Origin of the sequence: Butyricicoccus sp. AF35-5AC, assembly GCF_003477715.1 — a bacterium.
Classification (GTDB): Bacteria; Bacillota; Clostridia; order Oscillospirales; family Butyricicoccaceae; genus Agathobaculum; species Agathobaculum butyriciproducens.
This window is the reverse complement of record NZ_QUDX01000004.1, coordinates 135,938-153,416: the sequence shown is the minus strand read 5'-3', so window position 1 is coordinate 153,416 and position 17,479 is coordinate 135,938. Positions and strand designations below refer to the sequence as shown.

17 protein-coding genes, 1 tRNA gene and 1 riboswitch are annotated in these 17,479 nt (G+C 56.1%); of the genes, 8 read left to right on the top strand and 10 right to left on the bottom strand.

Translation table 11 applies throughout. The features are described 5' to 3' along the window. Positions 1–142: 142 nt before the first annotated feature. Positions 143–246, bottom strand: a riboswitch (glycine riboswitch). A gap of 292 nt (positions 247–538) precedes the next feature. The 4 genes from DWZ82_RS07455 to rsmI all read left to right on the top strand — a co-directional run bounded on the left by DWZ82_RS07455 (position 539) and on the right by rsmI (position 5,356). Continuing rightward, the gene (locus DWZ82_RS07455) at positions 539–2,287 is read left to right on the top strand and encodes an FtsW/RodA/SpoVE family cell cycle protein (RefSeq protein ID WP_118479853.1); all 1,749 of its coding nucleotides are present in this window, start codon (positions 539–541) and stop codon (positions 2,285–2,287) included. Between the two features lie 2 nt (positions 2,288–2,289). After that, a complete protein-coding gene (locus DWZ82_RS07450; protein WP_118479851.1) occupies positions 2,290–3,663 on the top strand; it encodes a penicillin-binding transpeptidase domain-containing protein in 1,374 nt (457 codons plus the stop codon). Between the two features lie 13 nt (positions 3,664–3,676). Then, a complete protein-coding gene (locus tag DWZ82_RS07445; protein ID WP_118479849.1) occupies positions 3,677–4,375 on the top strand; it encodes a tRNA1(Val) (adenine(37)-N6)-methyltransferase in 699 nt (232 codons plus the stop codon). Positions 4,376–4,507: 132 nt separating this feature from the next. Further along, positions 4,508–5,356, top strand: coding sequence for a 16S rRNA (cytidine(1402)-2'-O)-methyltransferase (rsmI, locus tag DWZ82_RS07440; protein ID WP_243022079.1), 849 nt, complete (start codon positions 4,508–4,510; stop codon positions 5,354–5,356). 43 nt (positions 5,357–5,399) lie between these two features. On the opposite strand, the gene DWZ82_RS07435 is transcribed toward rsmI, so the two are convergent. From DWZ82_RS07435 to DWZ82_RS07415, 5 genes are all read right to left on the bottom strand, one after another. Then, entirely contained in the window at positions 5,400–5,750 is a 351-nt protein-coding gene (locus DWZ82_RS07435) for a DUF134 domain-containing protein (RefSeq protein ID WP_110435631.1), read from the bottom strand. 3 nt (positions 5,751–5,753) lie between these two features. Beyond that, a complete protein-coding gene (locus DWZ82_RS07430) occupies positions 5,754–6,146 on the bottom strand; it encodes a NifB/NifX family molybdenum-iron cluster-binding protein (protein WP_116705315.1) in 393 nt (130 codons plus the stop codon). 507 nt (positions 6,147–6,653) lie between these two features. After that, positions 6,654–8,249 carry a hydroxylamine reductase gene (gene hcp / locus DWZ82_RS07425; RefSeq protein ID WP_199667421.1) on the bottom strand — a complete coding sequence of 532 codons (1,596 nt, stop codon included), beginning with the start codon at positions 8,247–8,249 and terminating at the stop codon, positions 6,654–6,656. Between the two features lie 49 nt (positions 8,250–8,298). After that, the gene (locus DWZ82_RS07420; protein WP_118479845.1) at positions 8,299–8,454 is read right to left on the bottom strand and encodes a rubredoxin; all 156 of its coding nucleotides are present in this window, start codon (positions 8,452–8,454) and stop codon (positions 8,299–8,301) included. Between the two features lie 33 nt (positions 8,455–8,487). Beyond that, a complete protein-coding gene (locus tag DWZ82_RS07415; RefSeq protein ID WP_118479843.1) occupies positions 8,488–9,201 on the bottom strand; it encodes an ATP-binding protein in 714 nt (237 codons plus the stop codon). A gap of 85 nt (positions 9,202–9,286) precedes the next feature. Between DWZ82_RS07415 and DWZ82_RS07410 the strand changes: the two genes are divergently transcribed. Then, entirely contained in the window at positions 9,287–9,949 is a 663-nt protein-coding gene (locus tag DWZ82_RS07410) for a Crp/Fnr family transcriptional regulator (RefSeq protein ID WP_118479841.1), read from the top strand. A 187-nt stretch (positions 9,950–10,136) separates the two neighbouring features. On the opposite strand, the gene DWZ82_RS07405 is transcribed toward DWZ82_RS07410, so the two are convergent. The 4 genes from DWZ82_RS07405 to DWZ82_RS07395 all read right to left on the bottom strand — a co-directional run bounded on the left by DWZ82_RS07405 (position 10,137) and on the right by DWZ82_RS07395 (position 14,120). After that, positions 10,137–11,306 carry a C40 family peptidase gene (locus DWZ82_RS07405; RefSeq protein WP_158575126.1) on the bottom strand — a complete coding sequence of 390 codons (1,170 nt, stop codon included), beginning with the start codon at positions 11,304–11,306 and terminating at the stop codon, positions 10,137–10,139. Between the two features lie 506 nt (positions 11,307–11,812). Further along, entirely contained in the window at positions 11,813–12,274 is a 462-nt protein-coding gene (locus DWZ82_RS14975; protein ID WP_147356915.1) for a hypothetical protein, read from the bottom strand. A 405-nt stretch (positions 12,275–12,679) separates the two neighbouring features. Beyond that, the gene (locus tag DWZ82_RS07400; RefSeq protein ID WP_243022907.1) at positions 12,680–13,600 is read right to left on the bottom strand and encodes a DUF4300 family protein; all 921 of its coding nucleotides are present in this window, start codon (positions 13,598–13,600) and stop codon (positions 12,680–12,682) included. A gap of 444 nt (positions 13,601–14,044) precedes the next feature. Next, positions 14,045–14,120: transfer RNA gene (locus DWZ82_RS07395), tRNA-Thr, on the bottom strand. 186 nt (positions 14,121–14,306) lie between these two features. Here DWZ82_RS07395 and rpsF point away from each other — a divergent pair. The 3 genes from rpsF to rpsR are packed head-to-tail and all read left to right on the top strand — an operon-like array spanning position 14,307 to position 15,403. After that, a complete protein-coding gene (gene rpsF, locus DWZ82_RS07390; RefSeq protein ID WP_110435639.1) occupies positions 14,307–14,603 on the top strand; it encodes a 30S ribosomal protein S6 in 297 nt (98 codons plus the stop codon). Between the two features lie 14 nt (positions 14,604–14,617). After that, positions 14,618–15,109: a single-stranded DNA-binding protein gene (locus DWZ82_RS07385; protein WP_110435640.1), complete on the top strand. Its 492-nt coding sequence runs from the start codon at positions 14,618–14,620 to the stop codon at positions 15,107–15,109. Between the two features lie 21 nt (positions 15,110–15,130). After that, positions 15,131–15,403 (top strand): 30S ribosomal protein S18, encoded by a 273-nt coding sequence (rpsR, locus tag DWZ82_RS07380; protein ID WP_110435641.1) that lies wholly within the window; start codon positions 15,131–15,133, stop codon positions 15,401–15,403. 134 nt (positions 15,404–15,537) lie between these two features. Here the strand turns inward: rpsR and DWZ82_RS07375 are convergent, their stop codons facing one another. Beyond that, positions 15,538–16,872 (bottom strand): zinc ribbon domain-containing protein, encoded by a 1,335-nt coding sequence (locus DWZ82_RS07375; protein WP_118479837.1) that lies wholly within the window; start codon positions 16,870–16,872, stop codon positions 15,538–15,540. Positions 16,873–17,479 lie beyond the last annotated feature (607 nt).

Sequence of the window (17,479 nt, the reverse complement as noted above, 5' to 3'; positions counted from 1 at the left end):
AAAAAAGCCGAACCCAATCAACATCGGGTTACGGCTCCAAAGAAACGGAAAGACAGCAAACAGACGGTACACCCTGCACCGTGAGAAAACATTTGCTGTGGTTCCGCGGAACTTATTTTTATATCCTAACGTCTATAAAAACAGGTTCATCTCTGTCCTTTTGCCTGAGAGATTGGCACGCAAACCCTTTTGCGCGCGTTGCACCTTCGGCAGTCCCCTTGAGGAACGTTCTCCAGAGCCACATCCATTTACAGTCCTCATCCGGAAAACCGGACACCTGAGAGTTTTGCTCCTTCGGCAAGCCATGGGCAGTTGCCCGCGCGGCTTTTTCCTGCAAACTTCGTTTGTCGCGTATGTAGTTTATGGATTCAGTGTAACACCGTGACAACATTCTGTCAATGTCAATCAAGATATTCGTGAAAGTTTGTGAAAAACGGCGAATTTCTTGACAACCTATGCTATAATAGATAGGCTATACTGGTAGTATTATTGGTAAATCCAAGTAATCAACAGCATCCCTCGAAAGGAGGAACTTTACATGAATGATGCTTTGCAGCAGCTTCTCGACAGGCTGACGGCTCTGCTGGCGGAAAAACCGCTCATCGGGGCGTGGTACACGACCGTTGTGCGCTTTGTGTTCCCGCTGCTGGCGCTGATGATCCTTGTCGGTGCGATCCGCTCGCTGTGGAAGGTCAAGCACCCGGATGAGGTCTGGGGCTATCTGGTGCTGCGCAACGGCGCCCGCCTGCCCATCACCCACTGGGAGAACATCATCGGACGCGCCCCCAGCTGCGATGTGCAGCTGGAATATCCATCGGTATCGCGTCAGCACGCCGCGCTCATCCGCGAGGATGACGGCAGCTGGACGATATACGACCTCGGTTCCAAGGGCGGCATCAAGGTAAACGACCTGCCGGTGGACGAGTATGCGCTCGTCGAAGACGGCGACACGGTCACCTTTGCGGGTATTCCCGCTATCATGGAGCCCATTACCGCTGAGGAGAAGCGCACACAGATGGTCGAACGCCGCATTGAGGGCAAGCCTGCCGGCATGTGGGGTTCGCTCGTACTGCTGACGCTGTTCCAGATCCTCACCGGTCTGCAGCTCATTATCGCGCAGGGCGACAAGGCGACCACCACCATTCCGCTCACCTTTTTTGTCTTTACGGTAATCTGCTGGGCGTATTTCATCGTCATGCGCCTGTTCCGCCGCATCGGCTTTGAAATGGAGACGATAGCGTTCTTCCTATGTACGCTGTCACTTGCCGTCACCGGCTCGACCGTGCCGGCCGAGCTGCCCAAGCAGTTGATTGCAATTTTGATGGGTCTTGCCATCTTTATCGTGCTCGGCTTCTTCCTGCGCGACCTGACCCGGGCGCAGAAGGTGCGCTGGTTTATGAGCGCAACGGCAGTCGGACTGCTGGCTATTACACTGCTGATCGGCTCGTCGCAAGGCGGCGCGAAGGCATGGCTGCGTCTCGGTCCTCTGTCTCTGCAGACCTCGGAAATTGCGAAAATCTGCTATATTTTCGCCGGTGCAGCAACGCTCGACCGCCTGTTCAACAAGCGCAACCTGTGGATGTTCATCGGCCTGACCGCCATCTGCGGCGGCTGTCTCGCGCTGCAGAACGACTTCGGCACCGCACTTGTGTTCTTCGTGACGTTCCTTGTCATCGCGTACCTGCGTTCGGGCGATTTCGCCACCATCGGCCTTGTGTGCGCCGGCTGCTTCGGCGCCGGCATGGTCATGCTGACCATCAAGCCGCACGTTGCCGCTCGCTTCGCTTCCTGGGGACATATCTGGGAGGACGTGTACGACAAGGGCTTCCAGCAGACGCATACGCTGACCGCAGCCGCCTCCGGCGGCATGATCGGCGTAGGCGCAGGCAAGGGCTGGCTCTCGAATCTCCCTGCCGCGGATACCGACATCGTGTTCGGTATGCTGTGTGAGGAATGGGGTCTCGTCATCGCCGTACTGACCATTCTTTGCATCATTACGCTGGCGGTGTTCGCTGTCCGCGCCTGCCGCGCCGGACGCTCCAGCTTTTACACCATCGCCGCATGCGCGGCCACCAGTCTGCTGGTGTTCCAGACCTGCCTGAATGTATTCGGTGCAGTCGATATTCTGCCGTTCACCGGCGTTACGCTGCCGTTCGTATCCAACGGCGGTTCGTCCATGCTGTCGGCATGGGGCATGCTCGCCTTTTTGAAGGCGACCGACACCCGACAGAATGCGTCGTTCGCGGTTCGTCTGCCCAGCCGCCGCGAGCTTAGAGGGGAGGAGTAACCATGCGGAAAATCGAAAAACGCAGTATTTTCTGTCTGATCCTTGCCGCGCTGCTCGGTCTGGGTCTGGCGTTCTTCTGCTTCCGGTTTGTCGTAGACGGCGGCGACTGGGCCTCCTACCCGTACAACCGTCATCTCTATAACAACGCCGGTCAGCTGAAAGGCGGCACCATCCTCGACCGGGACGGCGATATGCTGTCCACGCTCGACGAGGACGGCAACCGCATCTACAACGATGACGCAGCCGTCCGGCGCGCCACACTGCACGCCGTCGGCGACAAAAACGGCAACATCGGCGCGGGTGCGCTCACCTCGTTCGCGGATAAGCTGTCTGGCTACAATCTGCTCACTGGCGTATATTCTCCGCTCGGCACCGGCAACAGCCTGTATCTGACGATTGATGCCTATTTGAACAATGTCGCCTATCAGGCTTTGAACGGAATGAACGGAACGGTTGGCGTTTATAACTATAAAACCGGTGAAATTTTGTGCATGGTGTCCACACCGACGTTTGATCCGGCCAATCCGCCGGATATTGCGGCGGATGATCCCGCATGGGACGGCGTTTACGTCAACCGACTGCTGTCCGCAAACTCGATTCCGGGCTCCATCTTCAAGGTTGTGACCATCAACGCCGCTATCGAGAACATCCCCGACCTGTTCCAGCGCAAGTGGACGTGCACCGGCTCGGTCAACATCGGTGGCGAAGAAGTTACCTGCCCGCACGCTCACGGCGAACAGGACATCGAGGAAGCGCTCGCCAACTCGTGCAACGGTGTGTTCGGTCAGTTGGCTGTCGAACTCGGCGGCGAAACCATGCAGAAATACGCGGATGCCGCCGGGCTTACCAAGTCCATCAAGGTGGACGGCATTCAGACCTCGGTCGGCAAGTTTGATTTCTCGGGCAATGACAATCAGCTGGCGTGGTCGGGTGTCGGTCAGGGTCAGGATACCCTGTGTCCGATCAACATGCTCCAGTATATGGGCGCGATCGCCAACGGCGGCAAGGCTGCCGTGCCGCGTCTGATCGAAAAATCCACCACAGATTACGGCCTGCCGACCGGCATTTACTATCCGCATAAGTCGGCGCAGCTGATCGACGAAAAGACCGCGGGTACCATTGCGGATATGATGCACAACAACGTCATCGAGACCTACGGTCAGGATCGTTTCCCGGGCATGGATATCTGTGCCAAGTCGGGCACCGCCGAGGTCGGCGCGGATAAGTCACCGAACGCATGGTTCACCGGCTTCCTGCGCGACGAGGCCACGCCGTATGCCTTCATCGTTCTCGTCGAGAACGGCGGCGGCGGCTCGTCGGTTGCCGGTACGGTTGCGTCGCAGGTGCTGCAGGCTGCGGTAGAAAAAGCCTACTAAGGAGAGAGAAATCATGGCGCAAAGCACTGAAATGCTCCCTAACGGACTGCAATTATTACAGGACGACCGTTTTTTTAAGCTCGGTCAGGACAGCGTGCTGCTCAGCGCGTTCGCCAAGCCGAGACGCAATGCCAAACTGCTCGACCTCGGCTGCGGCACAGGCGCTCTGGCGCTGCTCGTATGGCGGCCCGACCTCAAGATCACCGGACTGGAACTGCAGGACGGCCCGCTCGACCTGTTCCGTCAGTCCATCACAGCAAACGAGCTGGAAAACGTAACCGCTCTGCAGGGCGATCTGCGGCAGATGCGTACGCTGCTGCCGCACGGCAGTATGGATTACGTCATCTGCAACCCGCCGTATTTCGACCGCAACGCGGGCGCGAATGCGCCGACCGCCGAAAAGCGCACCGCTCGCCAGGACGCCACCTGTTCGGTCGAGGAACTGGCGGTTGCGGCCTCGTTCGTGCTGCATACCGGCGGTAAAGCCGCGTTCGTATTCCGGCCGGAGCGGCTGTGGGTGCTGCTCGAAGCGCTCTCGCGCGTGCGGCTCGTGCCGAAAAGAATGCGGTTCGTGCACCAGAGCGTGCAGACGGCGCCAAGCGTCGTCATGGTCGAGTGCCGAAAAGGCGGCAGCGCGGAAGGACTTGTTGTTGAGCCGCCACTGATCATTGAGAGTGATGAATATTTCCGTATTTACGGAATTGAGAATTAGCGCTATCCTTGCGCGAATCCCGTCCGCGCTGCGCTGAGACGCGCAATGCGCGATGATTTAGCCGCACCTTCATTTTCCATTCTCAATTATCCATTCTCTATTCTCCATTTAAGAAATTCCGGAGGGATTGAATTGTCTACATTATACTTAGTCGCAACGCCGATCGGCAACCTGAGTGATTTATCGCCGCGGGCACGCGAGGTTCTCAGCACAGTGGATTTCATCGCGGCAGAGGACACCCGCGTGACGCAAAAGCTGCTTAACGCCTGCGAATTGCCCAAAAAGCCGATGATCTCGTACTACGAACACAATCGCCGCGCACGCGGTGAAGCAGTTTTGGAGAAGCTGCTCACCGGTGAGACCTGTGCGCTCGTAACCGATGCGGGCACGCCTGCGGTTTCCGATCCGGGTGAGGATCTGGTCGCGCTGTGCGCCGAGCACGATGTGCCCGTTATCCCGATTCCGGGCTGCTGTGCGGCGGTCTGCGCGCTGGCGGCATCCGGTCTGCCGACCGGACGCTGGTGCTTTGAAGGCTTTCTGTCGGTCAACAAAAAGGCCCGCAGAGAGCACTTGGACACTCTGCAGGGTGAAAAACGCACGATGATCTTCTACGAAGCACCGCACAAGCTGTGTGCAACGCTGCGCGACTTGCGCGACGCCTTCGGCGGCGACCGCCGGCTGTCACTCTCGCGCGAGCTGACCAAGCTGCATGAGCAGACGCTCCGCATGACGCTCGACGAGGCGGTTGCCTACTTTGACGCCAACGCGCCGCGCGGCGAGTTCGTGCTCATCCTCGAGGGTGCGCCGGACGAGCCGGAGACCGAGCAGGATGAGGCCGAGCGTCTTGCCTCTGCCGCCGAGGCGGTCCGCCGCCGCATGGAGCAGGGCCAGACCCAGAAGGACGCAGTCAAGGCAGTTTCCGCCGAAACCGGCGTAAAGAAAAACGCGCTGTACCGCTATGTGCTCGATCACGAAGAATAACGAAAAAACCGTTGCTTTGGCAACGGTTTTTCGTTTTCTGCACTTATTTTTGATGTTTCGGGCAGCCGCTACGGCAGCAATGTCCGCGTCCGGGGCACTGCGCATGCCGTTCGCACAGCGCAACATCGCCGCCCTCGATCACCAGCCGTTTGCCGTTTACAAGGCAATCCGCCAGCTTGCGGCGGGCGTTGTTGTAGATCAGCTGCACCGTTGTGCGGGCCACGCCCATCTGCGCGGCAGCCTGCTCCTGCTGCAGATTTTCCAGATCCATCAGACGGATGGCTTCATATTCGTCCAGCGTCATTTGCACGCACTCTGTCGTACTTTCCTGCGGGGAAAACTCGCTGAACGTCGGCAGACCGCAGATTCTGCGGCACTTTCTCGGTCTCGGCATGAATTATTCGTGACAGTGACCGCCGCAGCCGTGGCTGCCGCAGGAATGGCCTTCGCCGTGATCATGGTGCGTGCAGTGCACATTGGGATCAAACGCCAGCGTACCGTTCAGGAAAGCCTGCACTGCCTCATCGGCATTGCCCTGCACACCGCCGATCAGACGGATATTGGCCTCCGCAAGCGCTGCCTGTGCGCCGCCGCCAATGCCGCCGCAGATCAGCGTATCCACACCGAGCTGTGCCAGCAGGCCGGCCAGCGCACCGTGACCGCTGCCGTTCGTATCCACCACCTGTGTATGCAGCAGCTTGCCGCCGGATACCTCGTACAGCTTAAACTGCTCCGTGTGGCCAAAATGCTGGAAAACCTCTCCGTTTTCATAGGTAACTGCGATCTTCATAACCATTTCCTCCGAATCATTTCTGGCATATGCCAATAACATTACTTATAGTCTATCATGTTTTCGGCATATGTCAATAATAAGTTTTGGAATACCGCTATTCCATTATTATAGGCAGCAGACGCCGATATCCGGATAAAGCAAAAACCCTTCCGAAAATCGGAAGGGTTTTGCCTTGCGTTGATGGAAAAGATGCGTTCAAAGCGCTAAAGGTGAAAAATCTGCTGTTTTTCAAATTAAGTATTGGCACTCATATCCTCTCACACAACTCCTACAATAATAATTAAGGTTTAAGGCGCGGCCGCCAGCCGCGTCTTTTTCCATCTCAAAGCCGAAGCTGTGAGAATAAGAGAGTAATGGTCTGACCCGTTTCACCTTGGGCTAACACGCCCGTAAGTGAGTCCGTCAGCCGCCTCTCTTATTCGCAGCATTCGATTTACGCAGGTAGAGCCACTCACTTCTATTGGACAGCGAGAAATATGATTTGAGTTCGCCCCATGGGCATCATTATTTAAGGAGCTGCTTCAAATCTTCTTCCGGCGTGGTGATGGGAGCAATGCCGAAATTCTCTACAAGGTAGTTCAGCACATTGGGCGAAACGAACGCCGGCAGCGTGGGGCCAAGGCGAATATTCTTGATCCCCAGATGCAGCAGCGTCAGCAGGATGCACACTGCCTTCTGCTCATACCAGGAAAGAACCATGGACAAGGGCAAATCGTTCACGCCGCAGCCGAACGCCTCCGCCAGCGCCAACGCGATTTTGACAGCTCCGTAAGCATCATTGCACTGGCCCACATCCATGAGCCGAGGCAGGCCGCCAATGATCCCGAGGTCAAGGTCGTTGAAGCGGTATTTGCCGCAGGCCAACGTCAGCACTACGGTGTCGGCGGGTGTCTGCTTGACAAACTCGGTGTAATAGTTTCGTCCGGGGCGGGCACCGTCACAGCCGCCGACCAGGAAAAAGTGTCGGATCGCGCCGCTCTTTACCGCCTCGATCACCTGATCCGCCACGCCAAGCACCGCGCCATGACCGAAGCCGGTCATGACCGTGCCGCCGCCGTTGATACCGGTGAACGGCTTGTCCTCGTTGTAGCCGCCAAGCTCCAATGCCTTTTCGATGACAGGGGTAAAGTCCTTATCCTCGCCGATGTGCGTCAGTTCCGGGTAGGATACCACCGCCGTGGTGAACACGCGGTCGGCGTAGCTTGCTTTCGGCGGCATCAGGCAATTGGTGGTAAACAGCACCGGCGCGGGGATGTCGGCAAATTCTCTTTGCTGATTCTGCCACGCCGTGCCGAAGTTGCCCTTGAGATGGGCATATTTTTTCAGTTCAGGATAACCGTGGGCGGGCAGCATTTCGCCGTGGGTGTAGATGTTGACGCCTTTACCCTCGGTCTGCTCCAGCAGCAGCTTCAAATCGTGGAGGTCGTGGCCTGTGATGACGATGAACGGTCCCTTCTCCACCGTCAGCGGGACGGTGGCAGGCGCGGGCGTACCGTAGCTTTCGGTGTTGGCCTTATCCAGAAGCGCCATGCACTTAAGGTTTTTCTCGCCCACCTCCATTACGATGGGCAGCAGCGCATCCATATCCCAGTCCTCGCCCACGGCAAAAAGAGCCTTGGCGAAGAAGCGGTTCACTTCCTCGTCGGCATAACCCAGCATCATCGCGTGATGGGCGTAGGCCGCCATGCCGCGCACGCCGAAGAGGATCAGGGATTTGAGGCTGCGAATATCCTCCTCCGCGTTCCAGAGCAAATTCATGTCATAATCATCGTTTGACCCGCAGCGGGAGCCGCAGCCGGAGCAGCCTGGAACAAGGCGGGCCTTTTCCTCGTGTACCCGATCGATCAGCTCCCGAATGGTCTTTTCGTTGAAGCTCACATTGGTGACGGTAGTGAACAGGCCCTCGATCATCAGCCGCCATGTATCAGCGTTGACCGGTGCATCGCCATCTGTGGCTCTTGCCAGCCCAATGAGCGCGCCCGTCAACTCGTCCTGAAGCTTCGCTACATCGGCGGTCTTGCCGCAGACACCGGCTTTTCCGGTACAACCGGCGCAGCCAGCCGTCTGCTCACACTGAAAGCAAAACATTTTGTGATTCATTATCGTTTTCCTCCTATTCGGTTCAAATCATGTCCTTTTTATCAGAAGCTCACGCCTCCTCGAAGGAATCCTTACCCACGCCGCACAGGGGGCACTCAAAATCCTCCGGCACCTCGCTCCAAGGCGTTCCCGGCGCGATACCGCCCTCCGGGTAACCTGCGCTTTCGTCGTATTCCCAACCACAAATACTGCATACATACTTCATTTTGCTTTTTCCTTTCTTTTTCTAATGATTTTGTTATTCTTCCACCAACCGGCCGTCCACTGTCACGGTGACTACCTGCCACGGAATGAATTTTCCGCTCTGCTGGAGCGCCTTTTTCGCCGCCAGTTCCAGCCCGCCGCAGCAGGGCACCTCCATCCGCACAACGGTGACGCTTTTGATGTTGTTCTCCCGGATGATCTCGGTCAGCTTTTCGGAATAGTCCACGCTGTCCAGCTTGGGACAGCCCACTAGCGTGATGTGCCCCTTGATAAACCGCTCATGAAAGGCGGCGTAGGCGTAAGCGGTGCAGTCGGCGGCAATGAGCAGCCGCGCGCCGTCAAAATACGGAGTGTTCACCGGCACCAGCTTGATCTGCACCGGCCACTGGGAAAGGCGGCTCATCTGCTGGGCTTGCGGCGTTTCCACGGCGGGCGCGTCCTGACGCTGAATATTCCGGGACTGGCTGCCGGGGCAGCCGCAGGGCAGGGTCATGCCCTCTTTCCGCATTTTCCGCTGCTTATTTTCCATGACGGCCTGCTCGTCATAGGCCGCCGCCTCCCGCTCTACAAAGGTGATGGCCCCGGTTGGGCAGGTAGGCAGGCAGTCCCCCAGCCCGTCGCAGTAATCGTCCCGCATGAGCCGCGCCTTGCCGTCCACCATGGCGATGGCGCCCTCGTAGCAGGCGGCAGCGCAGGCGCCGCAGCCGTTGCATTTATTTTCGTCGATCTCGATGATCCGTCGTTTCATTGCAATGCCTCCTTGCTTTTGTGGCTTGATTATACTAAAATCAAATCAGCAAGTCGGTTGAATTTTCAACGAAAGAGGATTGTTTATGAAAGAATTTTTCCCGGTGCTCCATACGGCGGCGCTTTTCTCCGGCATTTCCGACGAGGAACTTGCCGCCGTGCTCTCCTGCCTTGGTGCGAGAATCGATGCCTTTCCCAAAGGCTCCCGCCTGCTCCGCGCCGGAGACGCGGTGGATGAAGTGGGGCTTGTGCTGGCAGGCAGCGCCCTTATTGTGCAGGAGGACATCTGGGGGAACCGCAACATTCTCTCCAAGTCCGGACCGGGGCAGACCTTCGCGGAGGTGTTCGCCTGCGCGCCGGGAGCGGTTCTCAATGTGAGCGTGGAAGCGGAAAGCGCGGTGACGGTGATGTTTTTGCATATAAAGCGCGTTTTGAGCATGTGCCCCTCCGCCTGCTCCCATCATAACCGAATCATCCGCAACCTGCTGAGCGAGCTGGCGGAGAAGAACCTGCGGCTCAACGAAAAGCTCACCCACATGGGCCAGCGCACGACGCGCGCAAAGCTGCTGTCCTATTTTTCCGCAGAGTCACAGCGCCGGGACAGCTATGAGTTCGACATTCCGTTCTCTCGTCAGCAGCTTGCGGATTATCTCGGCGTGGAGCGCAGCGGACTGTCTATGGAACTTGGCAAAATGCGGGATGAGGGCCTGCTTGACTTTCATAAAAGCCACTTTATTTTGAAGGTGTGACAGTTTTATCCAAACAGGCGCCTCAAAATGGCAAGGTCTATATTGTATAGCTGCTTGTGCGGCATTTAGGCTACCGTTTGGATACGATTCGGATTACCATGCGAATGATATCTCAGTGACCTTGTAGATGTCTGCCATGCAGAACTGACGCACCCTTACCATATCTGCTTTGCTGCGAGCATAGTTCTCATTCCGTAAAATATCTCGGTCTGCCGATCATAGTAAAGCCGATCTTTCCAGTCACCACCACATTATCGGAGCTGCTGGCGCAGTGGATGATGAGGATATTTCCGCTGCTGTCGAAGCCGCAGACGATCTCCACATGACTGTCGCCAGGATAAAAGACGAGGTCGCCCGGCTTGGCATTGTTCCAACTGATGGGTGTGCAGTAGCTGTGCTGGGCAGACGCCCCTCCACCATGGCCGATGATATAGCTGCCGCCAGACTGGTTGTAGAATACCCAATCGACAAACCCCGAACAATCTAAGCCGAACGGACGCACGGTACCGCTGCTGGAGCTGCCTGCGGCTGTCACCTCCATAGGCGTTCCCCAGCGAGAGTCCCATCCAAGCACAAGGCTCTTTCCACCCCAGAAGTAATTGACCTTTCCCAAGAGCTGATACGCAGTCAACACCACCTGCTTGCGCTCCTCGCTGAGATCGGTGGGGAGCTTTTTGATAATCTCCTGGATCTCTTCCGGAGACAGGTCGATATCCTGATAACTGCCGGTCAGCGCCATGAACAGCTCCTGATACTCCGGCTGCATCAGTTCTCCCAACAGCTTGCGCCGCTCGGTGTTGAACCGATACTCGTCCGCCATTTGCAGATGATCCTTGACTGTGACAGTGATGTGCAGGATAACGGTATCGCTTTCATCTTCATCACCGGAGACGGTTTCCACCCAATAAGAGATGGCGTTCATATCCCAGAAGATCTGACGCAGGATGTCCAGTTTTTCTGCCGTCAGCGTGGCGACTTCATCCGGCGAGGTATCATCCGTAGTCGTCCTCACCGCATAGATGGCCAGCACATCCCGCCAGTTAGCGATCATCGCCGCATTGCCGGCATTGTCCATATCCAATTCATCATGCGGATTCTCCGCCTTGATCTTCCCGATCCGGTCAGTAAACTCTCCATTCAATGTACGGACAGCTTCCGGCATGGTATATCCTGTGCCGCTGTCCTCACCAGAGAAGAAAATGCCGAAGGGTGAGGCGATCAAAAGCCCTATGAGGCAGATCACCAGCACCATAGACACCACCGTACTGCCGCCTGCCATCATGGCGGCAAGCAGACTGCGGGCAGCGGCGAGGATCGCGCGAAGCGCCCTGCCTGCCGCCTGCGCGGTCTTCTGCACGGAATGTTCAGCCTGCCCGTCTTTCTTCAAAAGCGCTTTTTGAGAATCTTTCGGAAACGGAATACTGGTCCTCTCTTTAATACTTTTGTGTGAAAGATCCTCCGCATTTTGTGCTGTACCGATCGTTTCCGAAGTGTCGAGACCTGGTGATGTATTCCGAAGCCGTCTGTTCTGCTCCGTCTGCCGAAGCCTCGTCTGCCGCATCGTCTTGCGTCCCTGTTCCCGGACGAATGCCCGCTGTCCTTGCCGCTGTGGCTCCGGTGCTTCTGTGACACTGGTTTTCACCTGTGTTTCGATATAGGTGTCCTTCGTCTTGACAGCTGCCGCTTTCTGCATCGCAGCGCGACGCGCTTGTGCCTGGGGCGTCGCAGCAGGCGTTTGGGTTTCTGCAAACTCTGTATCTTTGGTTCGGATGATGGGACTTTCATTCCTGTGTGCATCTGGTGCTGACGCGCCATTCCGGGCAGGATTGCTCGGCTGCTCTGTGACTTTCTCCTTGCGCTGCTTCAACAGTTCCGCGGCGGCTCGCTTGGAGCCGCTGACCGCGGTATCCTCGATATCGTCGCCACCGTACTCATCCCGGCGTCCTTGCTGCGCTGTATCCCGGAGCTGGGCCCGCAGGCGTTCAGCACCGTCATCCAGCCCCTTGTGCAGCAATAGTCGCACAGGCTACACTTCTCCACCACTGCAAAGCGGCCATTCGCCGGCTGGGGCAGCACTTCTGTTACCATGCTGTGGCGCTCCAGCTTAGAGCTGGACTCATAGATCGTACCATAGCAGAAACAGCAGTAGGAGCCGCCTTTGGTAGTGACGATGTGGTAGGTGTCATCTGCGTACTCATATGTTACGCGCTTATCCAGATCTTCCATGAACTCGGCAGCACAATCGTACAGGTTGTACACATTGCGGCCAAAGCCATAGCCGTTGATGCCGCCATTGCTGTTCATGGTGCCGCAGGTATCACACATTGCCTTGGTCCAGTGGTAGCCGGTGTAGTAGGCATCCTTACCGGGGTACCATCCAGAATAATACCTTTCCCCTCACCGCCGAGCAGAGTGCCGTCCGAATACATGACATTGCGGGTCAGTGCCGTTTTTCCATCTCTGGTATATTCGGGCGTTCGCCAGGCAACGCAAAAAGCCGCCCTGGGCATCTGATGATCTCAGATGCCCAGGGCGGCTTTCTCCATGTGTGATTTGTTTTTTTACTTCGGCGTTTGCGGACTTACACGGCGCTTTCTGCTCAGGGGGTGTCCGTATCCGCAGTGTCTGCTTTATCGGCCACACAGGGCGCGACAGGGGGGCTACGTGGGGGTATAAAAGGAAGCAGGAAGTCTGTTTCCGAAGAAGCAGGCTTCCTGCCCTATGTGCTGCTTATGACGCGCTGTCCAACGGATTTGGGCGGTATCCATCCATAAGTTCATCATTTTCCATGATGAAGGAACGTGTCGTATCCTGTCCCCATGCAGTATCGTATTTTTCCATCAGATAATCGCTCAGTTCGGTTCTGTTCTGAATCTTTACCAGGCGGTACGGCTCCTGAAAGGCGACCTTTTCAATGAAGTACAGACTTCCGTCCTCTGCCGGCAGTAATACGCCCACGTGCCCGATGAACAGCGTATTGTCCGTATTCGCAAATCGGTCATGGAGGACAACGGAGATCAGACGGGCAGAGCTGTCTTCAAAGGAAATCCCGCGCTCCGACCAGCCCGCCTGAAGCGCTTTGACCTGATCCGCCACCTCCGTGGTATCTGCGGCAGTTACCGGTGCAAACAATGCGCAGAACTTGGACGTGCTGTCTCCGCAGAGAACGGCGGGATCTGCGGCCAGCGTTTCAAGATCCATAAAGAGGGAGTCCTCGCCCTGCGTTTCCGGCTGATCTACTCCGGCGGTGACGAACTCACCGAACAGACTGAAGGCCGTGATCCGGCAGTTATAGCCTGGGAAGCTGCCGTTCTTCTCCGTCCACAGATCTTGCATCTCATAGGGGTCATATCTGGTCTCGGTGGTAGCGGCGCTCTCAAACCCGCCTGTCAGCCATTCGCTCTTGACGCTGGCATTGAACTGATCCACGCGGTCCAGCAGCAGCTTCGTTCGGGTCTCATCCACATTCGCATCTGCAAGCGCTTCGGTGAGCAGCTTGCGCGAGTCCGCGTCCGTCAGATTGGAGTACGTTACGGTTTCCAGCGGCGGCTGCGCTGAATCCGGCTCGGCTTGCTGCCCGCAGCCTGAGAGTGCCATGAGGAGGAAGCTGACCACCAGAAGCGTGGTCAGGGAATTTCTTTTCAGTTTCATAATTGATTTTGCCTTTCCTTTCATCGATCCTTGCGGGACAAAGCTGAACCTGCCGCACGGAACACTTAATATGGTAACCGACTCAGCAGGAAAAGTCCATATCAAGTATAACGTTTTCTTTTCAATTAGGTTATAGAGCCCACTTCAGATTATGTGTCCGACTCCCATCTGATAGGAAAAGCCGCTGCCTCACATGCCAGAAGAGGGGCGGGTGATACAGCGGCTGCTGGTTTTCTTTGTTTTTCAGCCTTGGTGTTCGAGTCACACCAGACCATAAAAGAGTTTCGCTGCATCTCTGAAATGTCGCCTCTCGCGTGGAAAAACTGATTTTCCGGAAAAAGCGTTTTTTTCGAACTTTTCCCTGCGTGAAACGGCGTTAAATATGCAAAAAACACCGCACTTTCGTGCGGTGTTTTCGGTGCTGCATCTTTCATCAACACATTTTGGAGCTTGTGGCCGGACTCGAACCGGCGACCTGCGCATTACGAATGCGCTGCTCTACCAACTGAGCCACACAAGCAGCTATTTGCTGCCGGAACGAGTCTTTTCTCGTTCACAGTGTTCTCAGTATATCATGCTTTTGAAAGTTCGTCAATATTTTTTTGAAATTTTTCTTGACATTCTCCGTGTATCCGTTATAATGGTATAGTATCCTTGCTCACATCAAAGGATGTGGGCCAAAAGTCCAAAAGGAGGTGCTAAGAATATGGCAAAGATTTCTGGCAAGTACGAGACTATCTTCATCGTTAACCCCAAGCTGGAAGAGGCAGCGGCTACCGCTGTTGTGGACAAGTTCAAGTCTCTCGTTGAGGCGAACGGCACGAACGTAGAGGTCGAGGACTGGGGCAAGCGCCGTCTGGCGTACCCGATCGAGGATCAGACGGAGGGCGTTTACACGCTGGTTCGTTTTGAGTCCAAGCCCGATTTCCCGGCTGAGCTGGACCGTATCTACAAGATCACGGACGGCATCATGCGTTCCATCATCGTCTGCCTGGACGACTAAGGCGGTGAACACCAATGCTCAATAAGGCGATTCTGATGGGTCGTTTGACCCGCGATCCCGAATTGCGCCATACCCAGTCCAACATGGCTGTGTGCTCGTTCTCGCTTGCGATCGACCGTGGTCGCAAGGATCAGAACGGCGAACGCCAGACCGACTTCATCGACTGTGTCGCATGGGGCCGTCAGGCAGAGTTCGTTGCACAGTGGTTCACGAAGGGTTCTATGGCAATCGTAGTCGGTCGTATCCAGTCCCGCCGCTGGCAGGACCAGAACGGCAACAACCGCACTGCAATCGAAGTAAATTGCGACGAGGTTTCCTTCGGTGAAACGAAGAAATCCCGCGATGCCTACAATGCAGGCAATCAGGGCGGTTTTGGCGGCTATGACAACGGATCGCAGATGCGGCCCGAGCCTGCCGCGTCCCAGGTTGCTCCGGCTTTCGATCTCCCCGCAGGAGATTCGGATTTTCAGGAGCTTGCTGATGACGACGGCGATGTCCCATTCTAAACTGAAGGAGGTTACGTGATCATGGAAGAAACCAAGAAGGAATTTACTCCCCGTCCGGAGCGTGCAGAGCGCCCGCAGCGCGGCCGTCGCCGTCGCAAGGTATGCGCATTCTGCGTAGATAAGGTTGCACACGTTGACTATAAAGATGCCGGCAAGCTGAAGAAGTACATGTCCGAGCGCGGCAAGATCCTGCCCCGCCGCATGACCGGTACCTGCGCTGCTCATCAGCGTCAGCTGACCGAGGCTATCAAGCGTGCACGTCACATTGCTCTTCTGCCGTACACCGCAGAGTAAGCAATTCGTTTTTTATAATTAAGGATACGCAAAGCGTCGTTTTCGCAAGAAAGCGGCGCTTTTTTGCACCCTTGTTTCTCGTTTGCGACAAACAAAAAGGACGCCTGATGCGTCCTTTTTCGTTATTCCTGTGTTCAGTTCATCAGATCGAGCAGCTTATAGCAGTGTGTTTTGGTGTAGCTCTGCTTAAAGCTGTAGGATGCAAGCTGCTTTGCGGTGTCATCCTCGGTCTCCTTTGCGGCATTTTCCGCACCGGAATCCCGCTCCTGCACCCACTGCTTGTAGCTTGCCTCCTCGGAAGCGTACTGATCGGCGTTGAGCACGGTCGCAAGGTAGTCGTACATCTCACTCAGCAGGTTATCCCATTGCTCGAACGAGCTTGCGGTCATGGCCAGCTCATCCTCCTGATTCTCTGCCGACGAAATTTTCAGATCGTCACTTTCCAGCTCATCCATCTTTTTGCTGAACGCATCGCGCTGCTCGGCCTTTTTCTGGCTGCTCTCTTCCTGCTGCTTTTCCTGCTGCTGTGCATCGGAAAGCTGCTTCTGCAGCTCCTTGACCTGCTTTTTCTGGTCATCGGTCAGCGAATCATCATTTGCCAGAGAATCCAGCTTGCCGCTGGCGGCATCGTACTTTTTATCGTCCAGATAGCTCTGTGCCTCGTCCAGATCGGAGTTGAACTGATCGTCCGACTGGGCAGACTGCGCCTTATCGAGCAAATCCTCGATAGCCTTGTACATCGCGGAATCCGGGTCGGTGACACGGTTCTGCAGCTGCTTGAGTGCCGCAATGGCCTCGGTGTACTGGCCGTTGCCCACATAATCCTCGGCAGACTGATAGTCCTTGATCAGCTGAATGGTCGCATCCAGAGCTGCCGGGTCCTTGGCTTCCGCCTGTGCCTTCTGGTAATACTCGAGCGCCTTGTCGAAGTCACCGCGATCCATATACTTTTCGGCCATGATGAGGTTTTCGTCGGTCTTGTGTGAATTTGTAAAATACCACACACCGCCGCCAATCAAAGCCGCCACGATGATGACCACCAGCGCAATGATCAGGCCGCGTTTTCCCTTGGACGGCTTTTTGTAAACGCTGTCCTTCGAATCGGCCTCACCGTTGTAGTAGGTCGTGCGGCGCTCGGGCGTGCCCGCAGCACGGCGGACCGGCGGCGTGTCGATTGGATGCATGGCAGCCTGCGTGGGAATGTTCGGATTCGGAATATTGGGATTGGTGTCTGCCAGCGGATCGGCAGCCGTGTCGTCCACCGGAAGCTGCTGCTTTTCGTCCCGCATAGCCGCGTCAAACGCGCTGGTGTCAATCGGACCGGTCTCAACAGGGTCCTTCATATCATCCGGCAGGGTGGTAAATACAGCTGTTTCGTCATTGACACCGGTCTGCTCGACAGCTGCGCCGCAGAAGGGGCAGAATTTTCCGGCGATCGGCAGCTCCTTGCCGCAGTTTTTGCAAAGCATGGGTGATTTCCTCCTTTGAAAAAGGGTCGTTTTTATGCTTATTTTATAGTATAACATGCTGTATTCAGATTGTAAAGCGTGGATGGCTGTTCCCCATATTGGGATTCGCCGCCTGCGGACGGCGGGAACGTCGCCGCGCCCCGCGGCGGGGCAAGAGGGTAGACACCAATGGTTTCTACCCTCTTAACTCCCACTTCCTTTTGTTTCTTAGTCTGGCGCAGACCAGAGACCGGCGACCGCTGCAAAATGGGGAACGGCAGTCAGATTACCGCAGCGTGTCTTTCTCCGCCTTTTCGCATTTCACAGACAGCTTACTGCTACACATATGGTTAAAGCTACGCAGGGTGCGGCATGACAGTGCCGCACAAGTCTTTAACGCGTTATATTGTAGGACGGGGTGACCTCACCCCGCCGTTTTTTACGATTTGCTGCCATTTACATACGGCGGGATGGGGTCATCCCGCCCTACAAGATAGATTCTGCAACGGATGAAATCCGCAGGTGCCATGCACAACAACGTGCAAACGAGTTGCGCAACACTGTTATGTTGCGCCTGCGGAAATTGAACCGCCTGTGTAGCAGTACGAATACAGCTTGAGCGATGAAG

Excerpts from the sequence above, each read along its gene's own strand:
- DWZ82_RS07455 (WP_118479853.1), top strand. The coding sequence starts at position 539 with ATGAATGATGCTTTGCAGCAGCTTCTCGACAGGCTGACGGCTCTGCTG.
- DWZ82_RS07450 (WP_118479851.1), top strand. The coding sequence starts at position 2,290 with ATGCGGAAAATCGAAAAACGCAGTATTTTCTGTCTGATCCTTGCCGCG.
- DWZ82_RS07445 (WP_118479849.1), top strand. The coding sequence starts at position 3,677 with ATGGCGCAAAGCACTGAAATGCTCCCTAACGGACTGCAATTATTACAG.
- DWZ82_RS07435 (WP_110435631.1), bottom strand. The coding sequence starts at position 5,750 with ATGCCGAGACCGAGAAAGTGCCGCAGAATCTGCGGTCTGCCGACGTTC.
- DWZ82_RS07430 (WP_116705315.1), bottom strand. The coding sequence starts at position 6,146 with ATGAAGATCGCAGTTACCTATGAAAACGGAGAGGTTTTCCAGCATTTT.
- hcp (WP_199667421.1), bottom strand. The coding sequence starts at position 8,249 with ATGAATCACAAAATGTTTTGCTTTCAGTGTGAGCAGACGGCTGGCTGC.
- DWZ82_RS07420 (WP_118479845.1), bottom strand. The coding sequence starts at position 8,454 with ATGAAGTATGTATGCAGTATTTGTGGTTGGGAATACGACGAAAGCGCA.
- DWZ82_RS07415 (WP_118479843.1), bottom strand. The coding sequence starts at position 9,201 with ATGAAACGACGGATCATCGAGATCGACGAAAATAAATGCAACGGCTGC.
- DWZ82_RS07410 (WP_118479841.1), top strand. The coding sequence starts at position 9,287 with ATGAAAGAATTTTTCCCGGTGCTCCATACGGCGGCGCTTTTCTCCGGC.
- DWZ82_RS14975 (WP_147356915.1), bottom strand. The coding sequence starts at position 12,274 with ATGTGTGATACCTGCGGCACCATGAACAGCAATGGCGGCATCAACGGC.
- DWZ82_RS07400 (WP_243022907.1), bottom strand. The coding sequence starts at position 13,600 with ATGAAACTGAAAAGAAATTCCCTGACCACGCTTCTGGTGGTCAGCTTC.
- rpsF (WP_110435639.1), top strand. The coding sequence starts at position 14,307 with ATGGCAAAGATTTCTGGCAAGTACGAGACTATCTTCATCGTTAACCCC.
- DWZ82_RS07385 (WP_110435640.1), top strand. The coding sequence starts at position 14,618 with ATGCTCAATAAGGCGATTCTGATGGGTCGTTTGACCCGCGATCCCGAA.
- rpsR (WP_110435641.1), top strand. The coding sequence starts at position 15,131 with ATGGAAGAAACCAAGAAGGAATTTACTCCCCGTCCGGAGCGTGCAGAG.
- DWZ82_RS07375 (WP_118479837.1), bottom strand. The coding sequence starts at position 16,872 with ATGCTTTGCAAAAACTGCGGCAAGGAGCTGCCGATCGCCGGAAAATTC.